Genomic DNA, 24,924 nt, shown 5'->3' on the forward strand with positions numbered 1-24,924 from the left:
CTTACCATCGCCCTGTCTGGCCTCGCCAGAGCAATCCCCAGCGCCGCGCAAATTCACTTTGGTCAAGCGCCCCATCCGCGACCCGGCGCGGATCGGCAATCGCCGCCTTCAGCACGCTTTCCGCGCGCCACCCCGCAAGCAGCGCTGGCGTTGCGGCGCAAGCAACCTGCCCCCGCTTCGCCCGCGCGGATTTCAACCGCGACAACGCCCGTTGCGCCAACGCGACCACAGCGTCCGGGCGGCCATCAAGCAGCGGAATACGCCCCCGCGCCTCAAGCTCCGGCACGGCTTGCAGCCAGCCCGCGACCCCTGCCCCGAACGAGAAATCCCGCACCACGGGTTCCGACGCGACATCCGCGCCAAGCGCTGTCGCCGCAGACCACATCAAATGTCCGGCGGTTGCGTCGATATGGGCATCGAACGCCGCCTGATCCTCAAACGCATCACGGTAGATATCCCACCGCCGCGCGGCGACCAGTGCGTCGAGTGGTTCGGTGTCAATCTCGCCTGCCCGGATCGCCTCGGCCAGTGGCGCGGCGACCTCATGCGCGCGCGGGGGTTTGCCTGCTGCGATCTCCTCTAACGCATCGCGCCAGAATTGCAGGCGCATTTCGGCGATCATCGGTTCCTGCGTGACCCACGGGGCGCGGGCGACCTCAAGGTTGAAGGCATAAAGCGGGAACAGCTTAGCCCGCGCCCCAGGCGAGGCTGTCATCGTCGACAGAAACCGATCCGGGTCGCCCCGGCGCACCATCTCTGCGCAGGCAGCGAGGGTCACGCGGTTGCCCCGTCCCGGATCAGTTTCCAATTGATCGCGTCCAGCAATGCCTCAAAGCTCGCATCGACGATGTTGGGCGACACACCGACCGTCGACCAGCGACGGCCTTTGCTGTCTTCGCTGTCGATCACAACGCGGGTGACGGCTTCGGTCCCACCATCGGTGATCCGCACCTTGAAGTCGACCAGCCGCATATCCTCAATAAGGCTCTGATACGGGCCAAGGTCTTTCGCCAGCGCCGTTGACAGCGCGTTGACCGGGCCGCGGTCGTTGCCCTCCGCATCCACGCTTTCGGACACCGACAGCATCTTTTCCTCGCCGATCTTCACGACCACCACGGCTTCGGAGAGCGACACCATCTTGTTGCGCTTGTTCTTGCGCCGCTCAACCGTCACCTTGTAGCGCTTCACCTCAAAGAACTGCGGCAACAGGCCAAGCTCGTCCCGCGCCAGCAGTTCAAAGCTCGCCTGCGCGGTGTCGTAGGAGTAGCCCTTCGCCTCGCGTGCCTTGATCCTGTCGAGGATGCGCGGCAGCGCGGGATCGTCCCGCGCGACGTCCAATCCAGCATCAGAAAGCCGCTTGCGCAGGTTCGATTGGCCCGCCTGATTGGACATCGGGATGATGCGGGCGTTGCCGACCACTGCCGGGTCAATGTGTTCGTAGGTCGACGGGTCTTTCAGGATCGCGCTGGCGTGCAGCCCCGCCTTATGCGCAAAGGCAGACGCGCCAACGTAAGCCGCCTGCCGCAGCGGAACGCGGTTGAGAATATCGTCGAGCATCCGGCTCGCCTGCGTCAGCCCCTCAAGCGCCTCTGGCGTCACGCCTATATCGAAGCGCTCCGCATACGTAGGCTTCAGCAACAACGTAGGAATCAGTGCCGTCAGGTTCGCGTTGCCGCAGCGTTCGCCCAGGCCGTTCAGCGTGCCCTGAACCTGCCGCGCCCCCGCGTCAACGGCGGCGAGCGTGTTGGCCACAGCGTTTTCCGTGTCGTTATGGGTGTGGATGCCGACATGCATCCCCGGAATGCCCGCCGCGATGACGTCGGCCACGATTGCGGCCACCTCCGACGGCATCGCACCGCCATTGGTGTCACAAAGCACGATCCATCGCGCGCCCGCGTCATGGGCGGCCTTCACGCAGGTCAGCGCGTAGTCGGGGTTCGCCTTGTAGCCGTCAAAGAAATGCTCCGCATCGAACAGCGCTTCGCGGCCAGACGCGACGATATGGGCGACGGAGGCTGCGATGTTCTCGACGTTTTCCTCAAGCGTAATCCCAAGCGCATCCGTCACATGGAAATCATGCGTCTTACCGACAAGACAAACCGCAGGCGTATTCGCGTTCATCACAGCGGCGAGCACATCGTCGTTTTCAGCCGACCGCCCTGCCCGCTTGGTCATTCCGAACGCCGTGAGCGTGGCTTTCGTTTTCGGCGCGACCTCGAAAAACTCGCTATCCGTCGGGTTCGCACCGGGCCAGCCGCCCTCGATATAATCGACACCCAGCGAGTCCAGCGTCGCCGCGATCTGCTGCTTTTCAGACGTAGAGAACTGCACGCCCTGAGTCTGCTGCCCATCGCGGAGCGTCGTGTCATAGAGTGAGAGGCGTTCGCGGGTCATTTGAGTGCCTCCAGCTTGGCGGGGTCGAAGTTCTCGGTCTTTTCCCAGATCGAACCGTTCTTGGTATCGACCAATACGACTCCTGCATCCGCAAGCTGGTCCCGAATTCGATCCGCTTCGGCAAAGTTCTTGGCTCTCTTGGCTTTATCTCGGGCTGCGGCGATTTTCTGGATATCTTCGTCGACCCCGCCCGAAACAACAAACTGGGCGGCGTTGCCTGTCACACCTATTTTACCAGTTTCCGCCGATAAAACGTATTTGGCGGGCGCAGCGTATTTTTCGCCAAGTCCATCTTCGAGGAGTCCCAAGAAAACCGCTGACGCCTTCAGCGCGGCAAAGTCTTTCTTCTGGAACAATCCATGCAGCGCGGAAATTGCTCCCGAGGTGTTTAGGTCGCCGACAAGTGCAGCAATCACGTCAGCCGATACCTCACCTGCTTCAACATCCTTCGTCTCTGCGCGCCAGCGACCAAGCTTTTCGCGGGCGTCGTTGGCTTTCTTCTCCGTCCAATCCATCGGCTTCCGATAATGCGTGCTCAGCATCACGAACCGGATCACTTCGCCCGGCACGCCCTGATCCAGCAGATCGCGCACGGTGAAGAAGTTGCCAAGGCTCTTTGACATCTTCTTACCCTCGACTTGCAACATCTCATTGTGGATCCAGACATTGGCAAAGTCGCCCTCCGGGTGGGCGCATTTCGACTGGGCGATTTCGTTTTCGTGATGTGGGAACTGAAGGTCGTTGCCGCCGCCGTGGATATCGAAACTCTCCCCCAGCAGATCATGCGCCATGGCCGAGCATTCGATATGCCAGCCGGGGCGCCCGCGGCCCCAGAGGCTATCCCAGCCGGGCAAATCGTCGGTTGAAGGCTTCCACAGCACGAAATCCATCGGGTTCTTCTTATAGGGCGCAACCTCAACCCGCGCCCCGGCGATCATGTCATCGACAGAGCGGCCCGACAGCGTGCCGTAATCCTTGTAGCTTTCGACAGCGAACAGCACGTGACCCTCGGCGGCGTAGGCGTGCCCTTTCGCGATCAGATCTTCGATCATCGCCACCATCTGCGGGATGAACTCCGTCGCGCGGGGCATCTCTGTCGGCTCAAGCGCGCCAAGCGCTTTCATGTCCTCAAGATACCAACCGATCGTTTCTTCGGACCGCTCATGCACCAGTTCTTCGAGCGAGCGCGGATCGCCCGCCTCTTTCCGCGCGAGCGCCGTCGCGTTGATCTTGTCGTCAACGTCGGTGAAATTGCGCACGTAGGTTACGTGGTCTTCGCCATAGACATGCCGCAGCAGCCGGAACAGCGTGTCGAACACGATCACCGGGCGGGCGTTACCAAGATGGGCGCGGTCATAGACCGTCGGCCCGCAGACATACATTCGCACATTGTCCGGGTTTAGCGGGGAAAAGACCTCTTTCTTGCGGGTCTTGGTGTTATGAAGCTTGATCTCGACCATAAGTCCCTCTCACGCGCGGTGCCGCACGCGGGCTTATCAACTTCGATCTTGTATGGAAACATGAAAGACGGCCCGCGTGACGATGTCAGCGGATAATACAAATCGTAACGATGGTTGCCGTTTTCATGTGGCAGAGCATAGCGCAGGCGGCCCGATCCGCCAAGTACCTTGATTTTGGCGGGCCTGATCCGCAGACTGACGGCTATGAGCCGAGAGTTTGTTAACACCACCTGCGCCGCCTTTCCGGGGGCCGAAGTCTCCGACCCGTGGGGCGGCGGGCATGACGCGTGGAAGGTTGGCGGCAAGATGTTCGCCTGCGTCGGGTCTGTCGGTGACGGGGTGTCCGTGAAATGCGCCGACATCGAAACCGCGCAACTGCTGATCGAAGTCGGCCACGCCAAACGCGCACCCTATTTCCACAAGAGCTGGGTCCATATCCCGTGGGGTATGGTTGAGGACGGCGAACTTGCCGAACGGCTGGAGGCGTCCTATCGCATCATCCGCTCGGGTCTCACCAAAAAGGTGCAGGCGACTTTGGGATAATCACCTGTTCGCCGCTCTCAGGGTTTGACAATCCCGCACCTCCGTGGTCGCGTGCCCGAAACAGGTGGCGGAGGCGGAGATGAAGCTATCGAACAGGATCACCGGATTGACGGGCGGCGGGTCGGACGGCTGGCATCTGTTCCTGAAAGCACGCCAGATGAAGGCGGCGGGTGCCCCGGTTGTTGAACTGACGATTGGTGAGCATGATATTCGGACGGTTCCAAAAATTCTCGACGCAATGCAGGCCTCCGCGCTGGGCGGGCATACGGGCTATGCCGCTGTTCCGGGCGTGGACGCGCTGCGGGAAACCGTCGCGCGGCGGGTCACGGAACGCACCGGTGTTAAAACCGGGCCGCAAAACGTGCTGATTACCCCCGGTGGTCAGGCGGGCTTGTTCGCGGCCCATCACGCGGTGTGTGACGAGGGCGACCGGGCGCTGTTCATTGATCCCTATTATGCCACCTACCCCGGCACATTGCGCGGCGTAGGTGCGAAGCCCGTGGCGATCCCTGCCCATGCCAGCAACGGGTTCCAGCCAAGCGCCGACGATATTGCGGCAAAAGCGGCCGGCGCGAAATCGCTGCTCATCAACTCCCCCAACAATCCGACGGGGGTGGTCTACACGCAGAAAACGCTGGAAGGGATTGCCGAGGTGTGCCGCACCCACGACCTCTGGCTCATTTCGGATGAGGTTTACGACACCCAGGTCTGGCGCGGCAACCACATCAGCCCCCGGGCCCTGCCCGGCATGGCAGAGCGCACGCTGGTCGTCGGGTCGATGTCGAAAAGCCACGCCATGACCGGCAGCCGCGTCGGGTGGGTCGTCGGGCCGCCTGATGTCATCGCGCATTTGATAAACCTTGCGACCCACACGACATACGGCGTGCCGGGCTTTGTGCAGGATGCCGCGTTGTTTGCCCTGAACGAAGGTGCTGCGTTGGAGGAGGAGGTCGCCGCCCCCTTCCGCCGCCGCCGCGCGATTGCGCAAGACATTCTCGCGAAGCAAAACACCGTTAGCCTCGTTCCTGCCGATGGGGCGATGTATCTGATGCTGAACATCCGCGCGACGGGGCTGTCGGGCGACGACTTCGCGGATCGCTTGCTTGACGAAGAACTTATCGCCACGATGCCGGGGGAAAGCTTTGGCGAAGCCGCCTCTGGTCACATCCGGGTCGCGATGACCGTGCCGGACGATGAATTTGCCCGCGCCCTCCAAAGCCTTGTCGATTTCGCAGAAAGGAACAGAGCATGAGCAAGGATATCGGCGCGGATTTCCGCGCGCTTCACCGCCCCGGCAAGCCGTTCATCCTCGCGAACGCATGGGACATCGGCAGCGCGAAGATGCTTGAGGCGCTGGGGGCGGAAGCGATTGCGACCTCCTCCGCCGCGCACGCCTTCACGCTCGGGCGGCCCGACATGGGACATGTCACGCGGGACGAAGCACTTTCCCACGCCGCCGATCTTGTCGCCGCCGTCAACGTCCCGGTATCAGGCGATTTCGAAAACGGCTTCGCCACCGATCCTGATGGCGTCGCGGAAACCGTGCGCCTCGCCGCCGAAGTCGGGCTTGCCGGAATTTCGATAGAGGATACGGATCTCCCCTCCGCCACGCCCTACGAATTCGACCTGTCCGTCGAACGTATCAGCGCCGCAGCGTCCGCCGCGCGTACCCTGAAGGGTGATTTCGTCCTGGTCGCCCGCGCCGACGGGATCATGAACGGGGAATACGATATCGAGGAAGCCCTGCGCCGCCTCGCCGCGTATGAGAAGGCAGGCGCCGATTGTCTCTACGCCCCGCTTCCGGCCACGATGGACGACCTCAAACGCATCTGCGCGGCGACCAGCCTACCGATCAACGCGCTTGCCGCCGGTCCCTACACCAATGTCACGCGGGCCGAATTCGCCGCGGCGGGGGTCGCCCGCATCTCCCTCGGCAGCGCCCTCGCCCGCGCGACGCATCGCGTGATCCACGACGCCGCGAAGGCGATGTTCGATGACGGATCGTTCGCCCCGCTCGGCAACGGAATCAGCGGCGACCTGATCGACGGGCTTCTGACCGGAACCGCAGACGAAGCCCGAAAAACCGTGTAGGAACAAGCCGACACTGCCAGTCCGGAGAAACCCATGAAGCGTATTCTGCTGATCCTCGCCCTGCTCTGCCCGACCGCCCTGATGGCGCAGACCTATCCGGCCTACGACTCCGTCTACATCAACGATTACGGCAGTCTGATCGAGGATGAGGCGGAGGCCGCGCTTGCCGCAAAGCTCGAAAAGCTGCGCGACGACACCGGGATCGAAATGACCGTCCTGACCTTGCGCAGTTGGAAGACCTTTGGCGGCCACGATACGGTGGAAAGCTTCGCAACCGGGCTGTTCAATGACTGGGGCATTGGTGACGCGAACCGGAGCGACGGCATCCTGATCCTCGTGGCGCAGAATGATCGCGACATGCGGATCGAGCTTGGGAACGGGTATTCGGAATCGTTTGACATCGTCGCGGGAGACATCATCGACCAGCACTTCATTCCCGCCTTCCGCGATGCGAACTACAGCGAGGGGATCGTCAGGGGCACCACCGAAACCATCATTCGCATTGCCGAACGCCACGCGGACGGCCTTGCCCCGGAAGAGCGTCAACGCTCCGGCGCGGGTCTGCCACGTTTCCTGATCCCAATCATGTTTGCGGGCGTGGCGCTGCTGATTATCTTCCGCCGGTTCATCGGCGATCTGTTCACCCGCTTTAAATCATGCCCAAACTGCGGACGGCGCGGGTTGCATCGGCATCGCGAGGTCGTGACCCACGCCACGAAGGAAGAAACCGGCCTTCGGACCGAGACCACCAATTGCAGCCATTGCGATTATAACGATCATCGGAACGTCACGATCCCGATCCGAACGCGATCAAGCAGCAGCAGCGGCGGGTCATTTGGCGGCGGAAGCTCCTCAGGCGGTGGGGCGTCCGGCAAATGGTAGTCTAAAAACGACATTTTGGCGGAAACAGACCTGACAGCGGCCTAAACTCCTTCTTACGCTGTGGAAAAGCGGAGGGGTCATGGCCGGGCACGATTGGGTCATCGCGTTGGTGATCAGAACCATCGGTGCGGAAAGAGGGCGCGCAGCGCGCGGGCGGCCGTCGGTGTAATCCACCGCCGTAGCCCCTGCCCCACTCCCAAAACCCGAGTATTCCATGACAGATCAATCCCCACGCCGTTCCGGTGGACGCGCCGCGCGCCGCGCTATGCGGGCTGCCCCGCTCACCGACGATATCCGCCCGATCCGCCCCGGCATGGAGGGCGGCACCTATCAGCCGCTGACCGGTGCGCAAGTCGCCCGCATCCATGCTGCAGCACTTGAGGCGCTGGAACAGATCGGCCTTGCGGACGCGCCCCCATCAGGGGTGGAGATTTTGACCGCGGTCGGCGCGATCCTCGGCGACGATGGTCGCCTGCGCTTCCCCCGCGCCTTGGTCGAAGACATGCTGGCGAAAGCCGCGAAAGAAATAACGTTATGCGGGCGCGACCCGGCGCATGACCTGCAACTTGGCGGCAACCGCGTGCATTTCGGCACCGCCGGGGCGGCCGTTCACATGGTCGATCCCGATGGGCGCAATTACCGCGAGTCGACCGTGCAGGATTTGCATGACGCGGCGCGGATCGTCGATCAGCTCGACAATATCCACTTTCTCCAGCGCCCGATGGTGTGCCGGGACATTCCCGACAATTACGAGATGGACCTGAACACCATCTACGCGACCTGCGCAGGCACCACGAAACACATCGGCACGAGCTTTACGGAGCCCGCCTTCGTCCCCGGCGCGTTTGATATGCTGCACATGATTGCGGGCGGTGAAGAGGCATGGCGCGCACGGCCATTTCTAAGCAACTCAAACTGCTTCGTCGTGCCGCCGATGAAATTCGCCACCGAAGCCTGCCAGGTGATGGAGGCTTGCATCGAAGGCGGAATGCCCGTGCTGCTTCTGTCCGCGGGCATGGCGGGCGCAACCGCGCCCTCGACCATCGCGGGCGCAATCACGCAGGCGTGCGCGGAATGTCTGGCCGGGATCGTCTACGTGAACGCTATCCGGCCCGGTCATCCGGCGATCTTCGGCACCTGGCCGTTCGGGCTGGACCTACGCACCGGCGCTATGACCGTCGGGTCGGGTGAGCAGGCATTGCTGACAGCGGGCTGCGCACAGATGCACAAATTCTACGGCATCCCCGGCGGCGCGGCGGCTGGCGCGTCGGATTCAAAACTTCCCGACATGCAAGCCGGGTGGGAACAGATGTGTTCCAACGTCATGGCCGGGCTGTCCGGGCTGAACATGGTCTATGAGGCCGCGGGAATGCACGCCTCATTGCTTGGTTTCTGCCACGAATCCCTGATCCTTGGCGACGATCTGATCGGACAGGCGATGCGCTGCGTGCGGGGGATCGAAGTGACGGACGAAACGCTCGGCCTCGATCAGATGCGCGAGGTCTGCCTTGGCGGGCCTGGTCACTACCTTGGCACGGATGCGACGCTGGGCCGGATGCAGACCGATCACGTCTACCCCGCGCTGGGCGATCGGACCTCACCAAAGGAATGGGCAGAGCTTGATAAGCCCGACCTCGTCAAGAAGGCGACGGCGCGAAAGGAAGAGATCCTGTCCGAACGCTCAGCCGCCCAGTTTGACCCCGCCCTCGATGCGGCGATCAGGGCCAAGTTCAACATCCACTTGCCGACGTAGGCTAAGCGCGGAGCCGTTCGCCTTTCGCATCAAACGGCGGCTCTGCCAAAACTCGCGCCCGGTGTGGCCGGCCTAGGATGAAGATATCAACCTCATCCCCCGGCGCCGCGGTGCCTGCCTTGAGGTAACCCAGCGCCAGCGACGCCCCGACCGTGTGGCCGTAGGTGCCGGATGTCACGTGGCCCGCGGGCGCGCCATCCAGCGTGAAGATCGGCTCTCCGCCCGTCGCGTCGGCGTCCGTTACGTCAACCTCGAACAGCGAGAGCGTTTCGCGGGCGGGCTTGTCCATCACGGCGGCATAGGCGGCCTTGTTCAGGAATTCCTTGTCCATCTTAACCAACCGTGCCAGCCCAACCTCTTGCGGCCAGTATTCGGGCGAGTATTCCCGGCCCCAGCTGCCGTAACCCTTTTCGACCCTCAGCGACATCAAAGCGCGACCGCCGACAGGCCCGGCCCCGACGTCTTTGCCAGCTTTCAACAGAGCTTCGTAGAGCGCCAGTTGATCGCCCACATCGCAATGAAGTTCCCACCCCAGATCGCCGGTGAAGGACACCCGAAGCGCGACGGCCTCGACACCCGCGACCACGATCCGATTTGACCGCATGAACGGGAATGCCTCGGTCGATAGGTCCGCATTGGTCAACCGTTCCAACAACGCCCGCGATTTTGGCCCTGCGATGTTGAACCCGCAGACCGCTTCGGTCCGGCTTTCGAACGTCGTTCCGTCTGGCAGCGGCACCTGTTTCCAGAATCGGTTGTGATAGCGTTCGGCCATGCCCGAGCCGATGATCCAGAACTCCTCCTCCGCGATGCGCGTGACGGTGAAATCCCCGGCGACACCGCCGCGCACCCCGATCAGAGGCGTTAGGCAGGACCGTCCCACCGCGGTCGGCATCCTGTTGGCGAAGACCGCGTTCAACCAATCTTCTGCCCCCGGGCCGCGACAGATGTATTTGGCGAAATTTGAAATATCGATGATCCCGGCAGCCTCTCGAAGCATCCGGCATTCGCGGCCGACCGGTTCAAACCAGTTCTGGCGTTTGAACCCGTCCGTATCCTTGGTGCCGGGTGTCTCAGCGAACCAAAGCGGGTGTTCCCAGCCGTAGTTTAGGCCGAACACAGCGCCCATTGATTTCTGCAACTCATAGATCGGTCGCGTCCGCGCCGGGCGCCCGGCGTCACGTTCTTCGTTCGGGAAATGGATTTTGAAGCGATGCGCGTATTGATCCTGCACCCGCGCCTTGGTGAAGGCCTTGCCCGCCCAAACGCCAAACCGTGCCAAATCCCACGCGAAGAGGTCGAGCTTTGGTTCACCCTCGACAATCCATTCCGCCGCCAGCATCCCCAAACCGCCCGATTGCGAAAAACCGGGGATGATGCCGTTGCAACAGAAGTAATTGCTAAGCTCCGGCACCGGCCCGAACAGCGCGTTCGCGTCCGGCGACCAGATCATCGGGCCGTTGATGACGCGCTTGATCCCCGCCTCACCGACGGCTGGCACACGGTCGATGGCGCGCATCATGTTATCCTCGATCCGCTCCAGATCGTCGGCGAACAATTCGTGGCCGAACCCTTGGGGGGTGCCCTCCTCTGCCCAGAACTTCATCGCCTTTTCATAGGCACCGACCAACAGGCCATTGCCTTCCTGACGCAGGTAGTATTCGCCATCGCGGTCCGCGACTGACGGCAAGCGGCGGCCCATATCCGCAATCTCTGCAATAGTTTCGGTGACGAAATACTGATGTTCCGTCGGCATCAGCGGCAGTTCGATCCCGGCCATCGCCGCAACCTCTCGCCCCCAAAGCCCACCGGCGTTCACGACCCATTCGGCCTTGATGCTGCCCTTCGCGGTTTCGACGACCCATGTGCCATCCGGCTGCGGCACGGTTGCCGTGACGGGGGTGAACCGCATGATTTCCGCCCCCATTTTTCGCGCGCCAGCAGCATAGGCCATCGTGACGCCCGACGGGTCGACGTTGCCACCGTCGGGTTCATACATGATGCAGCGGATGCCGTCGAAATTGACCATCGGGTGTAACCGCTCCGCCTCATCCCGGCTCACCTCGTGGAAATTCATGCCATAAAGCTTTGCCTTGGCTTCTTGCAGCCGTAACTGATGTTCCCGCGCCTCGGTCTGCGCGAGGTAGAGAGAGCCCGGCTGAAAAACCCCGCAACCCTGCCCGGTTTCCTGCTCAAGCTGTTTATACAGGTTCATCGTGTAGTGCTGAATGCGGCTGATATTGGTGCTGTCATGCAGCCCGTGGATATTCGCCGCCGCGTGCCAGGTAGACCCCGATGTCAGCTCATCCCGCTCCAGCAGGACAACATCGGTCCAGCCAAGTTTTGCCAGATGATAGAGGATGGAGCACCCGACAAGCCCTCCTCCGATGACGACGACTTGAGCGTGTGTGCGCATGGGACCCGCGTTTTGTTGCGTTTCAATTGCTTTCACCCTGACGGGACGCCCAGAAAAATAATGCCCGATCCCGACACAGAGTTTCCTCACAGCGTCAAGTTTCGGCGTTTGACCCTATTTCGTTTGCGACGCAACATGCCGCAAATCTACATGATTTGAACGGCCACGCATCGGACGCTGCCGGAAAATCAAGATGTGAAAGGCCCGACCATGAAAACCCATACGCGTGTCTGTGTCATTGGCGGCGGCGTCGTCGGGGCATCCGTCCTTTACCATCTGACCAAGCTCGGTTGGACCGACGTGATGCTGGTAGAGAGGTCGGAACTAACGTCAGGTTCAACATGGCACGCGGCTGGCGGATTTCATACGCTGAACGGCGACACCAACATGGCGGCGCTCCAGGGTTACACGATCCGGCTGTATAAGGAGCTTGAGGAACTGACAGGCATGTCCTGTGGTCTTCACCACGTTGGCGGCGTTACCCTCGCCGACACGCCGGAGCGCATGGATATGCTGAAGGCAGAGCGGGCCAAGCACCGCTATATGGGCCTTGAAACCGAAATCCTGTCACCGGAAGAAATCGCCAAGATCGCCCCCGTCACCAATGTCGAAGGCGTGCTCGGCGGGCTTTATGACCCGCTTGACGGCCACCTCGACCCGTCCGGCACGACACACGCTTATGCGAAGGGTGCCCGGATGAACGGGGCTGAGGTGGTTCTTCACACCAAAGTCGAAGAAACCAACCCCCGCCCCGATGGAAGCTGGGAGGTCGTGACCGACAAGGGCACGATCATCGCGGAACACCTTGTCAATGCCGCGGGCCTTTGGGCGCGCGAAGTCGGGGCGATGGCCGGCGTCTACCTGCCACTCCACCCGATGGAGCATCAATACCTCGTCACCGATGATATCCCATCGATCTACGAACGCGACGCCGAACACCCGCACGTCATGGACCCCGGCGGTGAAAGCTATCTGCGGCAAGAAGGGCGCGGGCTATGCATCGGGTTCTACGAACAGACCTGCAAGCCGTGGGCCGTCGGCGGCACCCCTTGGGAATTCGGGCATGAATTGCTGCCCGACGATATTGACAAGATCGAAGAAAGCATTGAATTCGCTTATAAACGCTTCCCCGTTTTGGCAGATGCAGGGGTCAAGAACATCATCCACGGCCCCTTCACCTTCGCGCCCGACGGAAACCCACTTGTCGGCCCAGTCCCGGGCCTAAGCAACTATTGGTCGGCTTGCGGAGTCATGGCGGGCTTTTCCCAAGGCGGCGGGGTCGGCCTGACCCTTGCCCAATGGATGATCGAAGGAGAGCCGGCGCGCGACGTCTTCGCGATGGACATCGCCCGCTTCGGCAAGTGGATCACCCCCGGCTACACCCTACCAAAGGTCGTTGAGAACTATCAAAACCGCTTTTCCGTCAGTTACCCGAACGAAGAGCTCCCGGCTGCGCGGCCATTCCAGACGACCCCGATGTATGACATCTGGGACAGCATGGGCGCGGTTTGGGGCCAGCAATTCGGGCTTGAGGTGCCGAACTACTTCGCGGAAGGGGATGAACCGCGTTACGAAACGCCGTCTTTCCGCCGCTCAAACGCGTGGAATGCGACGCGACGGGAAGTAAAGGCCGTCCGTGAAGCCGTTGGAATCAATGAGGTTCAAAACTTCGGCAAGTTTCGTGTCACTGGCGAAGGTGCCCGCGCATGGCTTGACCGGGTCATGGCAGGTCGGATGCCGAAACCGGGGCGGCTGTCACTGACCCCGATGCTGTCGCCCAGGGGTCGGCTGATCGGCGATTTCACAGTGTCCTGCCTGTCGGAGGCTGAATTCCAGCTTACCGCCTCCTACGGCTCCCAAGCGTTTCACGAACGCTGGTTGCGTCGGAACCTCGACGATGGCGTGACGCTTGAGAACATCTCGGACCGGCGCACTGGCTTTCAGATCGCCGGGCCGAAGGCACGTGATGTGCTGGCCGCTGTGACTCACGCCGATGTCGCCTCAATGAAATTCCTCGATGTGCAGCGCATGACGATCGGCATGTGCGACTGCATTGTGCAACGGGTCAGCTATACCGGCGATCTGGGCTACGAGATTTATACAGACGCGATGAGCCAGCGCGCCCTGTTCCACGACCTATGGGCCGAGGGGCAGAACCACGGCATGCGCCCCTTCGGGATGCGCGCGATGATGAGCCTGCGGCTCGACAAATTCTTCGGCTCTTGGCTGAGTGAATATTCGCCCGACTATACCGCCGCCGAAACGGGGCTGGATCGCTTTATCTCTTTCAAGAAGAATGTTGATTTCATTGGACGATCCGCCGCAGAGGTTGAACGGAAAAACGGCACCGCCCGCACGCTGGTCGCTTTCGAAGTCGATGCGGATGACGCCGACGTAGTTGCGTATGAACCGGTGTGGATTGATGGCGAGGTCAAAGGCTTCTGCACCTCCGGCGGGTATTCGCACTACACGGACAAATCAATCGCGCTCGCGCTGATCCCGACGGAACATGCGAAGGATGGTTTGGCGGTTGAGATTGAGATTCTAGGCGACATGCGGCCCGCGACGCTCATCAGCACCCCGTTGTTTGACCCGGAAGGGGCGCGAATGCGCGGTTAGCGCAGGCTACTCAACCAATTGAATCGCCTCTTCCCGCGTCAAAACACGGCGGGCGGGGGCGTAGTTGCGTAAGCCTTCTTTGGTTTCCAACTCCGGGAACAACTCCATAATCTCGGTCCGCTGGGCATTGCCGATGCCTTTCAGCGTATGATCGTCGGGCTGAAAGCTCTCGGTCCATGCGCCATTCGCCAGAACAACCTGATGGTGATCGAATAGGATGTGGACATAGCAGGTATCAACCGCCCCGGCGCGGCAGACGCCGCGATTGTCGACCATGTGTTTCGCGGCGACCAGCACTTCCGGTTCTTCAAAATGAAGCGACGTGCGATCCTTCGTCACAAGCATCCGGTGGTTCGGGCTGACCATCATATCCCGCTCTGGCAGGCCATTCCCGAGCGATCGTGCGCGGATCAGAATCGGGCGCAGATGCGGCGTGTGCGCCACCTTGCGCCGCGGAAAGACCTTCGCCCCAACCCAACGGACGGTCTGAAGTCCGTTGTCGCGAGTCACGACCGCGTCGCCGGGCTTCAAATCCTCAATCTTCCGTTCACCCTTCGGAGTCGCGATATGCGTTCCGGGGGTAAAGCACGGCGTTGCTGCGGTGTTTTCGGCGTCATCAAATATCTGACGGTCCAATGTCATTCGTTTAATCCGTTTCTTTGCCAAGCCAATCGAACGGCTCGCACCAATTATTTGTCGTCAAAAACCGGTTGCCCGGCGGTCTAAAATGCCTTTCGCAAACCTCGGAAAAGCGAGGCTTGATCGTTCCGTCGGGGCGCTTGAACAAAGATGAGGGTCACGGCCAAAACGCCTGACACCCTCCAATTCCCCCACGGACACACCGAAAATACCAAGTTCCAGCCCGTGCAAAAAGGAAAAACCCCTGCCGTGCGCCGATGACGCTGCGACAGGTAATACGGCGGATTTGTTTAACATTCAGGATTGTCACGCGATTGATCGGGTATTGTTGCGATGGAAGAAACAGGCCTGTCGCGGGATTCTTGGTTGTTTTTCAAACATCTCTGGCGGCGCCTAAACCCGGCACCTGCCCAAATCGCCATGCCCGTTTCTCGCGACAAAGCAGTAGCTTAACACGAGTCTTTGATACGGCCGCCGCGTTCTGGTTGTGATGAAACGGGGTGGCAGTCACCCATCCAAACGCCGCATTGTTCGCGATAACCCTACGAACGCGCCACATCAGCCCGATTGTTTCCAATTCCAGCATCCGACGATTCGCGAATACGCTCTGTCGGCTTGTTTCGTTGTTGGGTGTGGTGCCCGAGGCGAGACTCGAACTCGCACGATGTTGCCATCGGGGGATTTTGAATCCCCTGCGTCTACCATTCCGCCACTCGGGCCACGGCGCTGATTTACCTATTCGGTCTTGGCGCGTCTACCGGAAAATGCGCCCGACTGCCATCAAAGCTGCCGGGCCGAGAATGTGTCGCATTCCCGCATGTCACCGGTTTCGTATCCCCGCTGAAACCAGTTCTGCCGCTGCTCTGACGTGCCGTGCGTAAAGGTGTGCGGCACGGGCCTGCGTCCGGCATTGCGTTGCAGCGTGTCGTCACCGATCTGACGTGCCGCATTCATCGCCTCGGCAATATCACCCCGCTCCAAGGAACCAAACTTGGCCTGCGCCTGTCGCGCCCAGATGCCAGAGAAGCAGTCGGCCTGCAGTTCGATCTGAACCGAAATCGCATTGCTTTGCGTTTCGCTGGACTGCGCGCGCACATTGTTGGCTTTCGATAGAATGCCAAGTTCATCCTGAACATGATGCGCGACCTCATGCGCCACGACATAGGCCGCCGCGAAGTCCCCCGATGCGCCAAGGCGGCGCGACAACGTCGTGAAAAATTCGGTGTCGAGGTAGGCTTTCTTATCCAGCGGGCAGTAGAACGGACCGGCAGCGCCATTCGCCCCGCCGCAGGCCGAGGTGGTTGCACCCTTGAACAGAACCAACGTCACCGGGTTATATTCCTGCCCGACCTGAGTGCGGAAGAGATCGGCCCAAACCTCTTCGGTATCGGCAAGCGTGACCGAAACAAACTCGCCCGCCTGCTGGTCGGCCTCTGTGATTTCGACCGAACCCGATGATTGCGCGCCGATCGATTGGTTGTTCAACAACGGCGATACGTCGATGCCCAGAAAGTAGCCAATCACAAGCACGGCGATCAAACCGATCCCGCCTATTCCACCAATCGCGCCAGCCCTGCTGCCGCGTCGATCCTCAATGTTCCGGCTTCCCCGTCGCCCACGCCATTTCATCGACACATCTCCTCGTTACATCATCCGATATTAACGTCTTCGCTTCATCCGGCAACGCAGAAGTGCTTGACGTAGGGGTTTGGGCGTGGTGCATGGGAAAGAAAAACGGGCAGAGCGGATGATCAGGCGGCTTTACGACTGGACCATAAACTTGGCACAGACGCCGCACGCGCTTTGGGCGTTAGCGGTTGTGGCGTTTCTGGAAAGCTCTGTCTTTCCGATCCCGCCGGATGTTCTGATGATCCCGATGGTTTTGGCCCGACCGTCCCGCGCTTGGCTGATCGCAGGCGTTGCGCTTGTTGCTTCGGTTCTTGGCGGGCTGTTCGGCTACTATATCGGGGCGAGCCTGTTTGAAACGGTCGGGCGGCCGATCCTCGAATTTTATGGAAAAGATGCCTATTTCGAGGATTTCGCAACCCGCTACAACGAATGGGGCGCGTGGAGCGTTTTGATCGCCGGCATGACACCGTTCCCCTACAAGGTCATCACGATCCTGTCCGGCACAACGGGGCTATCGCTACCCGTATTCATCGTTTCGTCAATCGTTGCGCGCGGCGTCCGGTTCTTCATCGTTGCCGCATTGCTGTGGAAATTCGGCGCTCCGATCCGCGACTTCATCGAGAAACGTCTTGGGCTACTATTCGTGGTGTTCCTTGTGATCTTGCTCGGCGGTTTCTATCTCGTTCGGTATCTATGACCCGTTCCATGCTTATCCTTTTCGCCGCCGGAGGCTCCCTCGCGCTACTGATTGCCGCGTTGGGGTTTCAGTTTATTGGCGACATGGCACCCTGCAAGCTGTGTATCTGGCAACGCTATCCGCATGGAGTCGCTGTGTTATGCGGCGTAATCGCCCTCGCCCTGAAGGACCGGATCTGGTGCATCCTCGGCGCGTGTGCGGCTGCGGCAAGTGGGTTTGTCGGAGCCTATCACACAGGCGTCGAAAGGGACTGGTGGGAAGGCCCGACGACCTGCACCTCCGGCGCGATCAATGACATCTCCGCCAAAGACCTGATGACCCAGATCCTGAACGCGCCGCTGGTCCGGTGCGATGATGTCGCGTGGGAGATGTTCACCCTGTCGATGGCAAGCTGGAACGCAATCGCGTCATTCGCGCTGGCCGGTCTTTGGATCATCGCCGCCCGGCGCTAACGCCGCCCCGCAGGCCCGGACGCGCGGCGCGTCGCCAACAGCAGATTGGTTTCGCTGGTCGCCACCCCATCAAACCGACGAATTTCGGCAAGCACGTTGTCCAACTCCTCAAGCGTGTCCGTCCCGATTTCTGCGATCAGGTCCCACTTTCCGTTGGTCGAATGTATCGCTTGCACCGCCGGGATACCGTTCAACCGATGCACGATCCGATCCGTGCCGCGCCCTTCGATCCCCAGCAGCATCAACCCCCGCACGGGGCTTTGGCTCGCCTCATCCCGCAGGATCACCGTGAAGCCAAGGATCACGCCGCTTTCGATCAGACGATCCATACGGCTGCGCACCGTGGTTCGGGACAGGCCAAGTTCTGACGAAAGTTCCGAAACCGATTTGCGTGAATCGCGGCGGAGCGCTGCGATCAATTTTGCGTCTGTATTATCCATTTTGTTAAAATCACCCTGCGATTTGAACTTTCGATATGCAAATTAATCAAAAACACGCCTCCTATCCACCCCGTTTTGTGCGAATCCTTGCCGCAACTCATTTTCTTGAATCGTAGGGGGCCGATATGGAACCGAAGACATGCGTATTGGTTGGGGCGCCGGTCGATAGTGGCAAGCGCCGTCAGGGTTGCTTAATGGGGCCGGATGCCTACCGGACCGCCGGACTGGCTGAGGTGATCGAAGAGCTCGGCCACAGCGTTCGTGACATTGGCAATGTGACACCGAAAGACGAACGCCCCGCAGAAAGCAGCAATGCGCAGGTCTATGATCTGCCGAAAAACGTCGCCTGGACCGAAGCGCTGAGCGAAGCGGCAGAGGCCGCCGCAGCCGAAGGTTTCCCCATCTTCCTTGGCGGGGATCATGCGCTGTCGCTTGGCACAGTCGCCGGGGTTGCGGTGCACGCGAAGAAAGCTGACCGCCCGCTGTTCGTTCTCTGGCTCGATGCGCATACGGATTATCACACACCGCTCACCACCGATTCCGGCCACTTGCACGGCACGCCGCTTGGCTACGTCACTGGCCGTGAGGGGTTCGAAGCGTTCCCTGCCCTGCCCGCCATGGTTCCGACCGAAAACGTGTGCCTCATCGGCTTGCGTTCCGTCGATGCCGCCGAACGGGCTGCCCTGCAAAGCACCGACATGCAAGCGCATGACATGCGGTCGATTGACGAGCGTGGAATCGCGACGCCGCTCAAGGCGTTTCTGAAGAAAGTGTCTGACGCGGGCGGAATGCTGCATGTTTCGCTGGACGTCGATTTCCTTGACCCGTCAATCGCGCCCGCTGTTGGCACGACGGTGCCGGGCGGTGCGACGTTCCGCGAAGGGCATCTGGTGATGGAAATTCTATGTGACAGCGGACTTGTCACATCTCTCGACCTCGTCGAACTTAACCCCTTCCTCGATGAACGCGGGCGCACCGCGCAGTTGATGGTGGACCTGACCGCATCGCTGCTTGGCCGCCGCGTCTTTGATCGCCCAACCCAGAGCTTTTGACATCGCTGAGCACCCTATCGCCGCCTGACCCGGAGACCCAAACCATGACCGCCCCCAAGCCATCCGAACTCGCCTACGTTCCGTTCGTCAGCGTTGAGAATATGATGAAGCTTGTCCATCATATCGGGATCGAACCGATGTTGTGCGACCTGTCGCGCTACATCGAGGATGACTTCCGCCGGTGGGAGTTGTTCGACAAGACGCCGCGCGTTGCGTCGCATTCCAAGGAGGGCGTGATCGAATTGATGCCAACCTCTGACGGAGAGGTTTATGGCTTCAAATACGTCAACGGCCACCCGAAGAATACTCGCGAGGGGCTTCAGACCGTGACCGCGTTCGGGCTGCTCGCCAATGTCGACACGGGCTATCCCGTGTTGCTGAGCGAGATGACCGTCCTCACCGCCCTACGAACCGCCGCGACCAGCGCGATGGTAGCAAGCCACCTTGCCCCGCAGGGCGCAAAGACAATGGCGATGATCGGCAACGGCGCGCAGTCTGAATTTCAGGCGCTTGCCATGAAGGCGATCTGCGGCATCGACTCCTTGCGGCTATATGACATCGACAAAGCTGCGACCGAAAAGGCGATGCGAAATCTTGAGGGGCTGGGCATGACTCTCACCCCCTGCCAAACGCCCGAAGAGGCGATTGAGGGCGCGCAAATCATCACCACCTGCACCGCTGACAAGCAATATGCCACGATCCTGACCGACAACATGGTCGGCGCTGGCGTCCACATCAACGCAATCGGCGGCGACTGCCCCGGCAAGACCGAACTGCACAAAGACATCCTTGGCCGCTCCGACGTGTTCGTCGAATATCCCCCGCAAACCCGCATCGAAGGCGAGATCCAGCAGATGCCCGAAGACTTCGTCGTGACCGAGATGTGGCAGGTCATCAATGGCGACGTGCCCGGCCGCGTCAACGACCGCCAGATCACGCTGTTTGACGGAGTCGGCTTTGCCATCGAAGACTTTTCAGCGCTACGATATGTCCGTGATCGGCTGGAAGATACCGGGCTATATCAAGACCTCGACATGGTGGCGGATCCCGATGACCCCCGCGATCTGTTTGGTATGCTGCAAAGGGCGAAACCCTAAACTTCCGAGCAATAAAAAGTCTGCGGGAGAGACAACTCCCTCTTTATACGCCGCGCCGCGGCTCTATGAGAGGACAGAACATGAAGACCGATATTCCAACAGGGGCGCGGATGCCTCATCTGTGGGAGGCGACCATATCGCTCTTCTCGCTTGTCGTCGGGATCAGCATTTCAATCGTGGCCTACGGGCTCGATCCGCAGATTCCGATGCTGCTGGGCGTGATCGTGGCAAGCCTTGTCGCGCTGCGCTGTGGCTTTAGCTGGCAGAACATTCAGAACGGGATGGTGCGAGGGATCACGAACGCCCTGCCCGCGATGATCATTCTGCTTGTCGTCGGTATCCTGATCGGGGTCTGGATTCTGGCGGGCGTTGTGCCGACGCTGATCTATTACGGGCTGCAATTCATGTCGCCCACGATCTTTCTGCCTGCAACGCTGATTATCTGCGCGATCACTTCACTTGCCACCGGGACAAGCTGGGGCACGTCAGGCACCATCGGTGTTGCGCTGATGGGGATCGGGGCCGGGCTTGGCTTTCCACTCCCGCTCGTCGCAGGTGCCGTTTTGTCGGGCGCCTATTTCGGGGACAAGATGTCACCGCTGTCCGACACCACGAACCTTGCGCCTGCGATGGCGGGAACGGATCTGTTCACCCACATCAAGCATATGTCCTATACGACCGGCGTTTCGATCACCCTGACGCTGATAATCGAAATCGTTCTGGGGCTACGCTACAGCGCGGCGGGTGGCGATCTTGAACGGATCGACACGATGCTGACCACGTTGGCCGATAACTTCACGATCAACCCGGTTTTGCTTTTGCCGCCCCTCGTGGTGCTGTTCGTGTCTTACCGCAAGATGCCCGCCATTCCAGGGATCACACTTGGCGTCATCGCCGGAGTTATCTGTGCAGTCGGCTTGCAGGGCGCAAATTACGAAGCCCTCGCGAACGCAGCATTCGGCGGATTCAGCTCGGACACCGGCGTTGATGAGGTCGACTCCCTCCTTTCCCGCGGAGGGCTCGAATCCATGTTTTTCACGATCAGCCTGATTATCGTCGCGATGATGTTCGGCGGTGTGATGGAGCGGACGAACCAGTTGAAGGTGATTGCAGATAAAATCCTGTCTTACGCAAAGTCGACCGCGTCGCTGATCACTTCGACGGTTTTGACATCCATCGCCGCGAACCTGATCCTGTGCGATCAATATATGGCAATCGTCATGGGCGCACGAACCTACGCGCCAGCCTATCGGGAACGTGGCCTTGCGCCGGAAAATCTGTCCCGCGCTGTTGAAGATTCTGCGACGGTGACAGCGAACCTCGTGCCCTGGAACTCTGGTGGCGCATATCAGGCGGCAACATTGGGCGTCGCGACAATCGCTTACCTGCCGTTCAACTTCTTCTGCTGGTTGTCGCCAATCGTGACGATCATCTTTGGCATCACCGGCTGGACGATCCACAGGATCGAACCCGAAGCCGCCGCCGAGGCGGCCGAGGTTTGACAATATCCGGGGCGGCGAACGTCGCCCCTTACCTTCCGAACCCTAATGCAGTGGGATTTCCCCGACGACGTTCTGCCATTCACCGGGAGAAATCATCTTGCGGTGCGTAAAGCGCACGGAATGTAGCGGACCTTCAATTTCGTCCTGCCAGAATTCAATGAACTTGAACAATCTTGGATGGTCCGGCGCAAGGTCGTATTCCTGCCAGACAAACGTGTTTAACACGTGGGCGTAGTCCGGCATGTGGTAGAACATTTCTGCGGTCGTCAGCCCATACCCTTTCAGCATTAATTCGGTTTCCGAAATCTCCATTTCTGCCTCATTTATTGTTAGTCTTAACAACAGGATGCCACGAAAGAATTACTTTTCAATAAAAACAATCTGTTAGCAGTCTTCTGGTCCGGCTGACAAACTGGTTTTCGCTGCGGGATTGCGCTGCTTGTGCCGCCTCCTGTATAGTCCGCGAAAGGGCAGAAATGGCCAAAATAACAGAGCGGTTGAGAACGTGAACGACACTCCGGAAACTCCTGAAAACGAAGACGAAAATACGCCACCCGTTTCGACGTATGACGGCCCGTCCATCGATATCACCGATGAGCTGAGCACATCCTACCTCGACTACGCTATGAGCGTTATCGTCAGCCGCGCCATCCCGGACCTGCGTGACGGCCTGAAACCGGTGCACCGTCGCATCCTTTACGCGATGCACGAAACCAACAACACGCACGACAAACCGTATCGGAAATCCTCCCGCCCCGTGGCCGAGGCGATGGGTAAATACCACCCGCACGGCGACTCTGCGATCTATGATGCTTTGGTGCGGATGGCGCAGGATTTTTCGATGTCGCTGGTGCTGCTGGATGGTCAGGGCAACTTCGGCTCAATGGACGGTGATAAGGCCGCGGCCTATCGATACACCGAAGTTCGGATGGAAAAGGCCGCCCAAGCGCTGCTGGAAGACATCGACAAGGATACTGTCAACTTTCAGGACAACTACGACGGCAAGGATCAGGAACCGACCGTCCTGCCTGCCCGCTATCCAAACATGCTGGTCAACGGCGCTGGCGGCATTGCGGTTGGTATGGCGACCAACATCCCGCCGCACAACCTTGGCGAAGTCGTTGATGCAACGCTTGCGCTGATTGATGAGCCGGACCTGAGCAGCGAACAATTGATTGATTACGTCCCCGGCCCGGATTTTCCGACAGGCGGCATTTTGCTGGGGCGCTCCGGCGCGCGTAAAGCCTATCTTGAAGGGCGCGGCAGTGTCATCATTCGATCCAAAACACGGATCGAAGAGATCAGGAAAGACCGCTACGCCATTGTTATTGATGAGATTCCTTATCAGGTTAACAAATCCTCTATGATCGAAAAAATCGCAGAGATGGTGCGCGACAAGCGGATCGACGGCATCAGCCACGTTCAGGACGAATCCGACCGTAACGGTGTCCGCGTCGTTGTCGAACTGAAGCGCGATGCGACTGCCGAGGTCGTATTGAACCAACTGTTCCGCTTCACCCCGATGCAAACGCATTTCGGGTGCAACATGCTCGCGCTGAATGGCGGGCGGCCGGAAACGCTGACCCTGCGCAAATTCCTGACGGCGTTTATTGAGTTCCGCGAAGAAGTCGTCGCACGGCGCACGGCCTATGAACTTCGCAAGGCTCGCGAACGCAGCCACATCCTGTGCGGTCTGGCGGTCGCTGTCACCAATGTCGACGAAGTTGTCGCGACGATCCGATCCTCCGCCGACGCGGCGGAAGCCCGCGAAAAGCTAATGACCCGCCAATGGCCTGCGCAAGACATTGCCGAATACATCAAGCTGATCGACGATCCGACCCATACGATGAACGACGACGGAACCTATTACCTGTCCGAAACGCAAGCCCGCGCGATCCTTGAGCTGCGGCTGCAACGCCTGACCCAAATCGGCGTGAAAGAGGTGACGGACGAACTTCAGGAACTTGCCGGAAAAATCCGCGAATACCTCGATATCCTGCGGTCCCGCGACCGGATCATGGGGATCATAGCCGACGAACTCCGCAGCGTGCGCGAACAGTTCGCGGTGCCGCGTCGTACGGAAATCGTCGATTGGTCCGGCGATATGGATGACGAAGACCTGATCGAACGCGAAGATATGGTTGTGACCGTCACGCAGTCCGGCTACATCAAGCGCACACCGCTTGCCGATTTCCGCGCCCAGAAACGCGGAGGCAAAGGCACCGCCGGTATGGCGACGAAAGAAGAGGATGTCGTTACGACCCTTTTCGTTGCGAACACCCATACGCAGCTGTTGTTCTTCACGACCGACGGCATGGTCTACAAACTGAAAACATGGCGTCTGCCCCAAGGCGGGCGCACCGCGAAGGGCAAGGCGATCATCAACATTCTGCCGATTCCGCAGGGCGTTTCGATTGCGGCGATCATGCCGGTCGACCGGGACGAAAAGGAATGGGATCAGCTTCAGATTGTCTTTGCGACTACGGCGGGCGATGTGCGGCGCAATGCGCTGTCAGACTTCACCAACGTCATGCGTAACGGCAAAATTGCGATGGATCTGCCGGAAGGCGTTGAAATGGTGAACGCGCGGATTTGCAGCGAGGACGATGACGTGATGCTTGTCACAAATTCGGGCCGCGCCATTCGCTTCCGCACCACCGACGTTCGTGTGTTCAAAGGGCGTAAATCCACCGGGGTTCGCGGTATCCGCCTGAACGGTGATGATCGGGTTGTTTCGATGTCCGTGATCCGCCATTTCGAAGCGACGAGCGAGGAGCGCACCGCTTATCTGAAAATGCGTCGCGCTGTCGCCGGGTTGCCGGATGACGCAGAGAACGAGGATGAAGACGCGGTTGAGGGATCAATCACGCCGGACCGCTACGCCGAGATGTCCGCGGCTGAGGATCTGATCCTGACGATTACAGCAAACGGCGCAGGCAAGCTCAGTTCGTCACACGACTATCCAGTGCGCGGGCGTGGTGGCCTCGGCGTCGCGGCAATGGATAAGGCGATGCGCGGTGGCGAGCTCGTCGCGTCTTTCCCGGTCGATATGGATGACCAGATCATGCTCGCCACATCAAAAGGGCAATCTATCCGCTGCCCGGTTGATGGCATTTCCTTCCGGTCACGCTCTGCCGGCGGGGTCAAGGTGTTCGACACCGCGAAGAAGGAAGAGGTCGTATCGGTCGCATGGATCGCCGATCAGGACGACGAGGAAGAGATTGACGGGGACGGCGGCGAATAAACCACCGCCCTCCC

The 24,924-nt window shown here is 60.1% G+C and carries 20 protein-coding genes and 1 tRNA gene; 12 read left to right on the forward strand and 9 right to left on the reverse strand.

From position 1 onward, the window contains the following. Nucleotide 1: 1 nt before the first annotated feature. From ACEWPJ_RS08455 to cysS, 3 genes are read right to left on the reverse strand one after another with little or no spacing between them, the layout of a single operon-like run. Nucleotides 2–778, reverse strand: a complete 777-nt coding sequence (locus ACEWPJ_RS08455; protein ID WP_416512398.1) for a squalene/phytoene synthase family protein — start codon at nt 776–778, stop codon at nt 2–4. Beyond that, the gene (gene cimA, locus ACEWPJ_RS08460) at nt 775–2,394 is read right to left on the reverse strand and encodes a citramalate synthase (protein ID WP_416512399.1); all 1,620 of its coding nucleotides are present in this window, start codon (nt 2,392–2,394) and stop codon (nt 775–777) included. Before cimA ends, ACEWPJ_RS08455 begins: the two co-directional genes overlap by 4 nt. Next, the gene (cysS, locus tag ACEWPJ_RS08465; protein WP_416512401.1) at nt 2,391–3,854 is read right to left on the reverse strand and encodes a cysteine--tRNA ligase; all 1,464 of its coding nucleotides are present in this window, start codon (nt 3,852–3,854) and stop codon (nt 2,391–2,393) included. Before cysS ends, cimA begins: the two co-directional genes overlap by 4 nt. A 204-nt stretch (nt 3,855–4,058) precedes the next feature. Here cysS and ACEWPJ_RS08470 point away from each other — a divergent pair, with 204 nt between their 5' ends. The 5 genes from ACEWPJ_RS08470 (at nt 4,059) to ACEWPJ_RS08490 (ending at nt 9,123) form a co-directional block, all read left to right on the forward strand. Then, nucleotides 4,059–4,397 (forward strand): MmcQ/YjbR family DNA-binding protein, encoded by a 339-nt coding sequence (locus ACEWPJ_RS08470; RefSeq protein ID WP_416512403.1) that lies wholly within the window; start codon nt 4,059–4,061, stop codon nt 4,395–4,397. A gap of 79 nt (nt 4,398–4,476) precedes the next feature. After that, the gene (locus ACEWPJ_RS08475; protein WP_416512404.1) at nt 4,477–5,649 is read left to right on the forward strand and encodes a pyridoxal phosphate-dependent aminotransferase; all 1,173 of its coding nucleotides are present in this window, start codon (nt 4,477–4,479) and stop codon (nt 5,647–5,649) included. Beyond that, nucleotides 5,646–6,488 (forward strand): isocitrate lyase/PEP mutase family protein, encoded by an 843-nt coding sequence (locus tag ACEWPJ_RS08480; protein ID WP_416512406.1) that lies wholly within the window; start codon nt 5,646–5,648, stop codon nt 6,486–6,488. Before ACEWPJ_RS08475 ends, ACEWPJ_RS08480 begins: the two co-directional genes overlap by 4 nt. 33 nt (nt 6,489–6,521) lie before the next feature. Continuing rightward, nucleotides 6,522–7,370: a TPM domain-containing protein gene (locus tag ACEWPJ_RS08485; RefSeq protein WP_416512408.1), complete on the forward strand. Its 849-nt coding sequence runs from the start codon at nt 6,522–6,524 to the stop codon at nt 7,368–7,370. Nucleotides 7,371–7,584: 214 nt separating this feature from the next. Beyond that, nucleotides 7,585–9,123, forward strand: a complete 1,539-nt coding sequence (locus ACEWPJ_RS08490; protein WP_416512410.1) for a trimethylamine methyltransferase family protein — start codon at nt 7,585–7,587, stop codon at nt 9,121–9,123. Between the two features lies 1 nt (nt 9,124). Here ACEWPJ_RS08490 and ACEWPJ_RS08495 read toward each other — a convergent pair whose 3' ends face one another. After that, complete coding sequence (locus tag ACEWPJ_RS08495) at nt 9,125–11,539, reverse strand: GcvT family protein (protein WP_416512411.1); 2,415 nt, start codon at nt 11,537–11,539, stop codon at nt 9,125–9,127. A gap of 210 nt (nt 11,540–11,749) precedes the next feature. On the opposite strand from ACEWPJ_RS08495, the gene ACEWPJ_RS08500 reads away from it, so the two are divergent. Further along, nucleotides 11,750–14,158 (forward strand): GcvT family protein, encoded by a 2,409-nt coding sequence (locus tag ACEWPJ_RS08500; protein ID WP_416512413.1) that lies wholly within the window; start codon nt 11,750–11,752, stop codon nt 14,156–14,158. 6 nt (nt 14,159–14,164) lie between these two features. Here the strand turns inward: ACEWPJ_RS08500 and ACEWPJ_RS08505 are convergent, their stop codons facing one another. The 3 genes from ACEWPJ_RS08505 to ACEWPJ_RS08515 all read right to left on the reverse strand — a co-directional run bounded on the left by ACEWPJ_RS08505 (nt 14,165) and on the right by ACEWPJ_RS08515 (nt 16,426). Continuing rightward, nucleotides 14,165–14,800, reverse strand: a complete 636-nt coding sequence (locus ACEWPJ_RS08505; protein WP_416512415.1) for a Hint domain-containing protein — start codon at nt 14,798–14,800, stop codon at nt 14,165–14,167. Between the two features lie 630 nt (nt 14,801–15,430). After that, a tRNA-Leu gene (locus tag ACEWPJ_RS08510) sits at nt 15,431–15,516 on the reverse strand. A 61-nt stretch (nt 15,517–15,577) separates the two neighbouring features. Next, entirely contained in the window at nt 15,578–16,426 is an 849-nt protein-coding gene (locus tag ACEWPJ_RS08515; RefSeq protein ID WP_416512416.1) for a neutral zinc metallopeptidase, read from the reverse strand. A 118-nt stretch (nt 16,427–16,544) separates the two neighbouring features. On the opposite strand from ACEWPJ_RS08515, the gene ACEWPJ_RS08520 reads away from it, so the two are divergent. Together ACEWPJ_RS08520 and ACEWPJ_RS08525 are read left to right on the forward strand one after the other, a co-directional pair. Continuing rightward, nucleotides 16,545–17,123: a YqaA family protein gene (locus ACEWPJ_RS08520; RefSeq protein WP_416513026.1), complete on the forward strand. Its 579-nt coding sequence runs from the start codon at nt 16,545–16,547 to the stop codon at nt 17,121–17,123. Nucleotides 17,124–17,131: 8 nt separating this feature from the next. Further along, a complete protein-coding gene (locus ACEWPJ_RS08525; RefSeq protein WP_416512417.1) occupies nt 17,132–17,575 on the forward strand; it encodes a disulfide bond formation protein B in 444 nt (147 codons plus the stop codon). Here the strand turns inward: ACEWPJ_RS08525 and ACEWPJ_RS08530 are convergent. After that, nucleotides 17,572–18,015 (reverse strand): Lrp/AsnC family transcriptional regulator, encoded by a 444-nt coding sequence (locus tag ACEWPJ_RS08530; RefSeq protein ID WP_416512418.1) that lies wholly within the window; start codon nt 18,013–18,015, stop codon nt 17,572–17,574. The two genes, ACEWPJ_RS08525 and ACEWPJ_RS08530, sit on opposite strands and share 4 nt — an antisense overlap. Nucleotides 18,016–18,140: 125 nt before the next feature. On the opposite strand from ACEWPJ_RS08530, the gene rocF reads away from it, so the two are divergent. The 3 genes from rocF to nhaC all read left to right on the forward strand — a co-directional run bounded on the left by rocF (nt 18,141) and on the right by nhaC (nt 21,666). Beyond that, nucleotides 18,141–19,067 carry an arginase gene (gene rocF / locus ACEWPJ_RS08535; RefSeq protein WP_416512420.1) on the forward strand — a complete coding sequence of 309 codons (927 nt, stop codon included), beginning with the start codon at nt 18,141–18,143 and terminating at the stop codon, nt 19,065–19,067. Between the two features lie 44 nt (nt 19,068–19,111). After that, complete coding sequence (locus ACEWPJ_RS08540; RefSeq protein ID WP_416512422.1) at nt 19,112–20,164, forward strand: ornithine cyclodeaminase; 1,053 nt, start codon at nt 19,112–19,114, stop codon at nt 20,162–20,164. 80 nt (nt 20,165–20,244) lie between these two features. Further along, on the forward strand, nt 20,245–21,666 hold the full coding sequence (gene nhaC / locus ACEWPJ_RS08545) for a Na+/H+ antiporter NhaC (protein ID WP_416512424.1): 1,422 nt from the start codon (nt 20,245–20,247) through the stop codon (nt 21,664–21,666). A 42-nt stretch (nt 21,667–21,708) separates the two neighbouring features. Here nhaC and ACEWPJ_RS08550 read toward each other — a convergent pair whose 3' ends face one another. Continuing rightward, nucleotides 21,709–21,978 carry an usg protein gene (locus ACEWPJ_RS08550; protein ID WP_416512425.1) on the reverse strand — a complete coding sequence of 90 codons (270 nt, stop codon included), beginning with the start codon at nt 21,976–21,978 and terminating at the stop codon, nt 21,709–21,711. Between the two features lie 193 nt (nt 21,979–22,171). Here ACEWPJ_RS08550 and gyrA point away from each other — a divergent pair, with 193 nt between their 5' ends. After that, entirely contained in the window at nt 22,172–24,910 is a 2,739-nt protein-coding gene (gene gyrA / locus ACEWPJ_RS08555) for a DNA gyrase subunit A (RefSeq protein WP_416512427.1), read from the forward strand. The last annotated feature ends 14 nt before the right edge of the window (nt 24,911–24,924 follow it).

It is taken from the genome of Aliiroseovarius sp. YM-037, assembly GCF_048060095.1.
Classification (GTDB): Bacteria; Pseudomonadota; Alphaproteobacteria; order Rhodobacterales; family Rhodobacteraceae; genus JBLUOA01.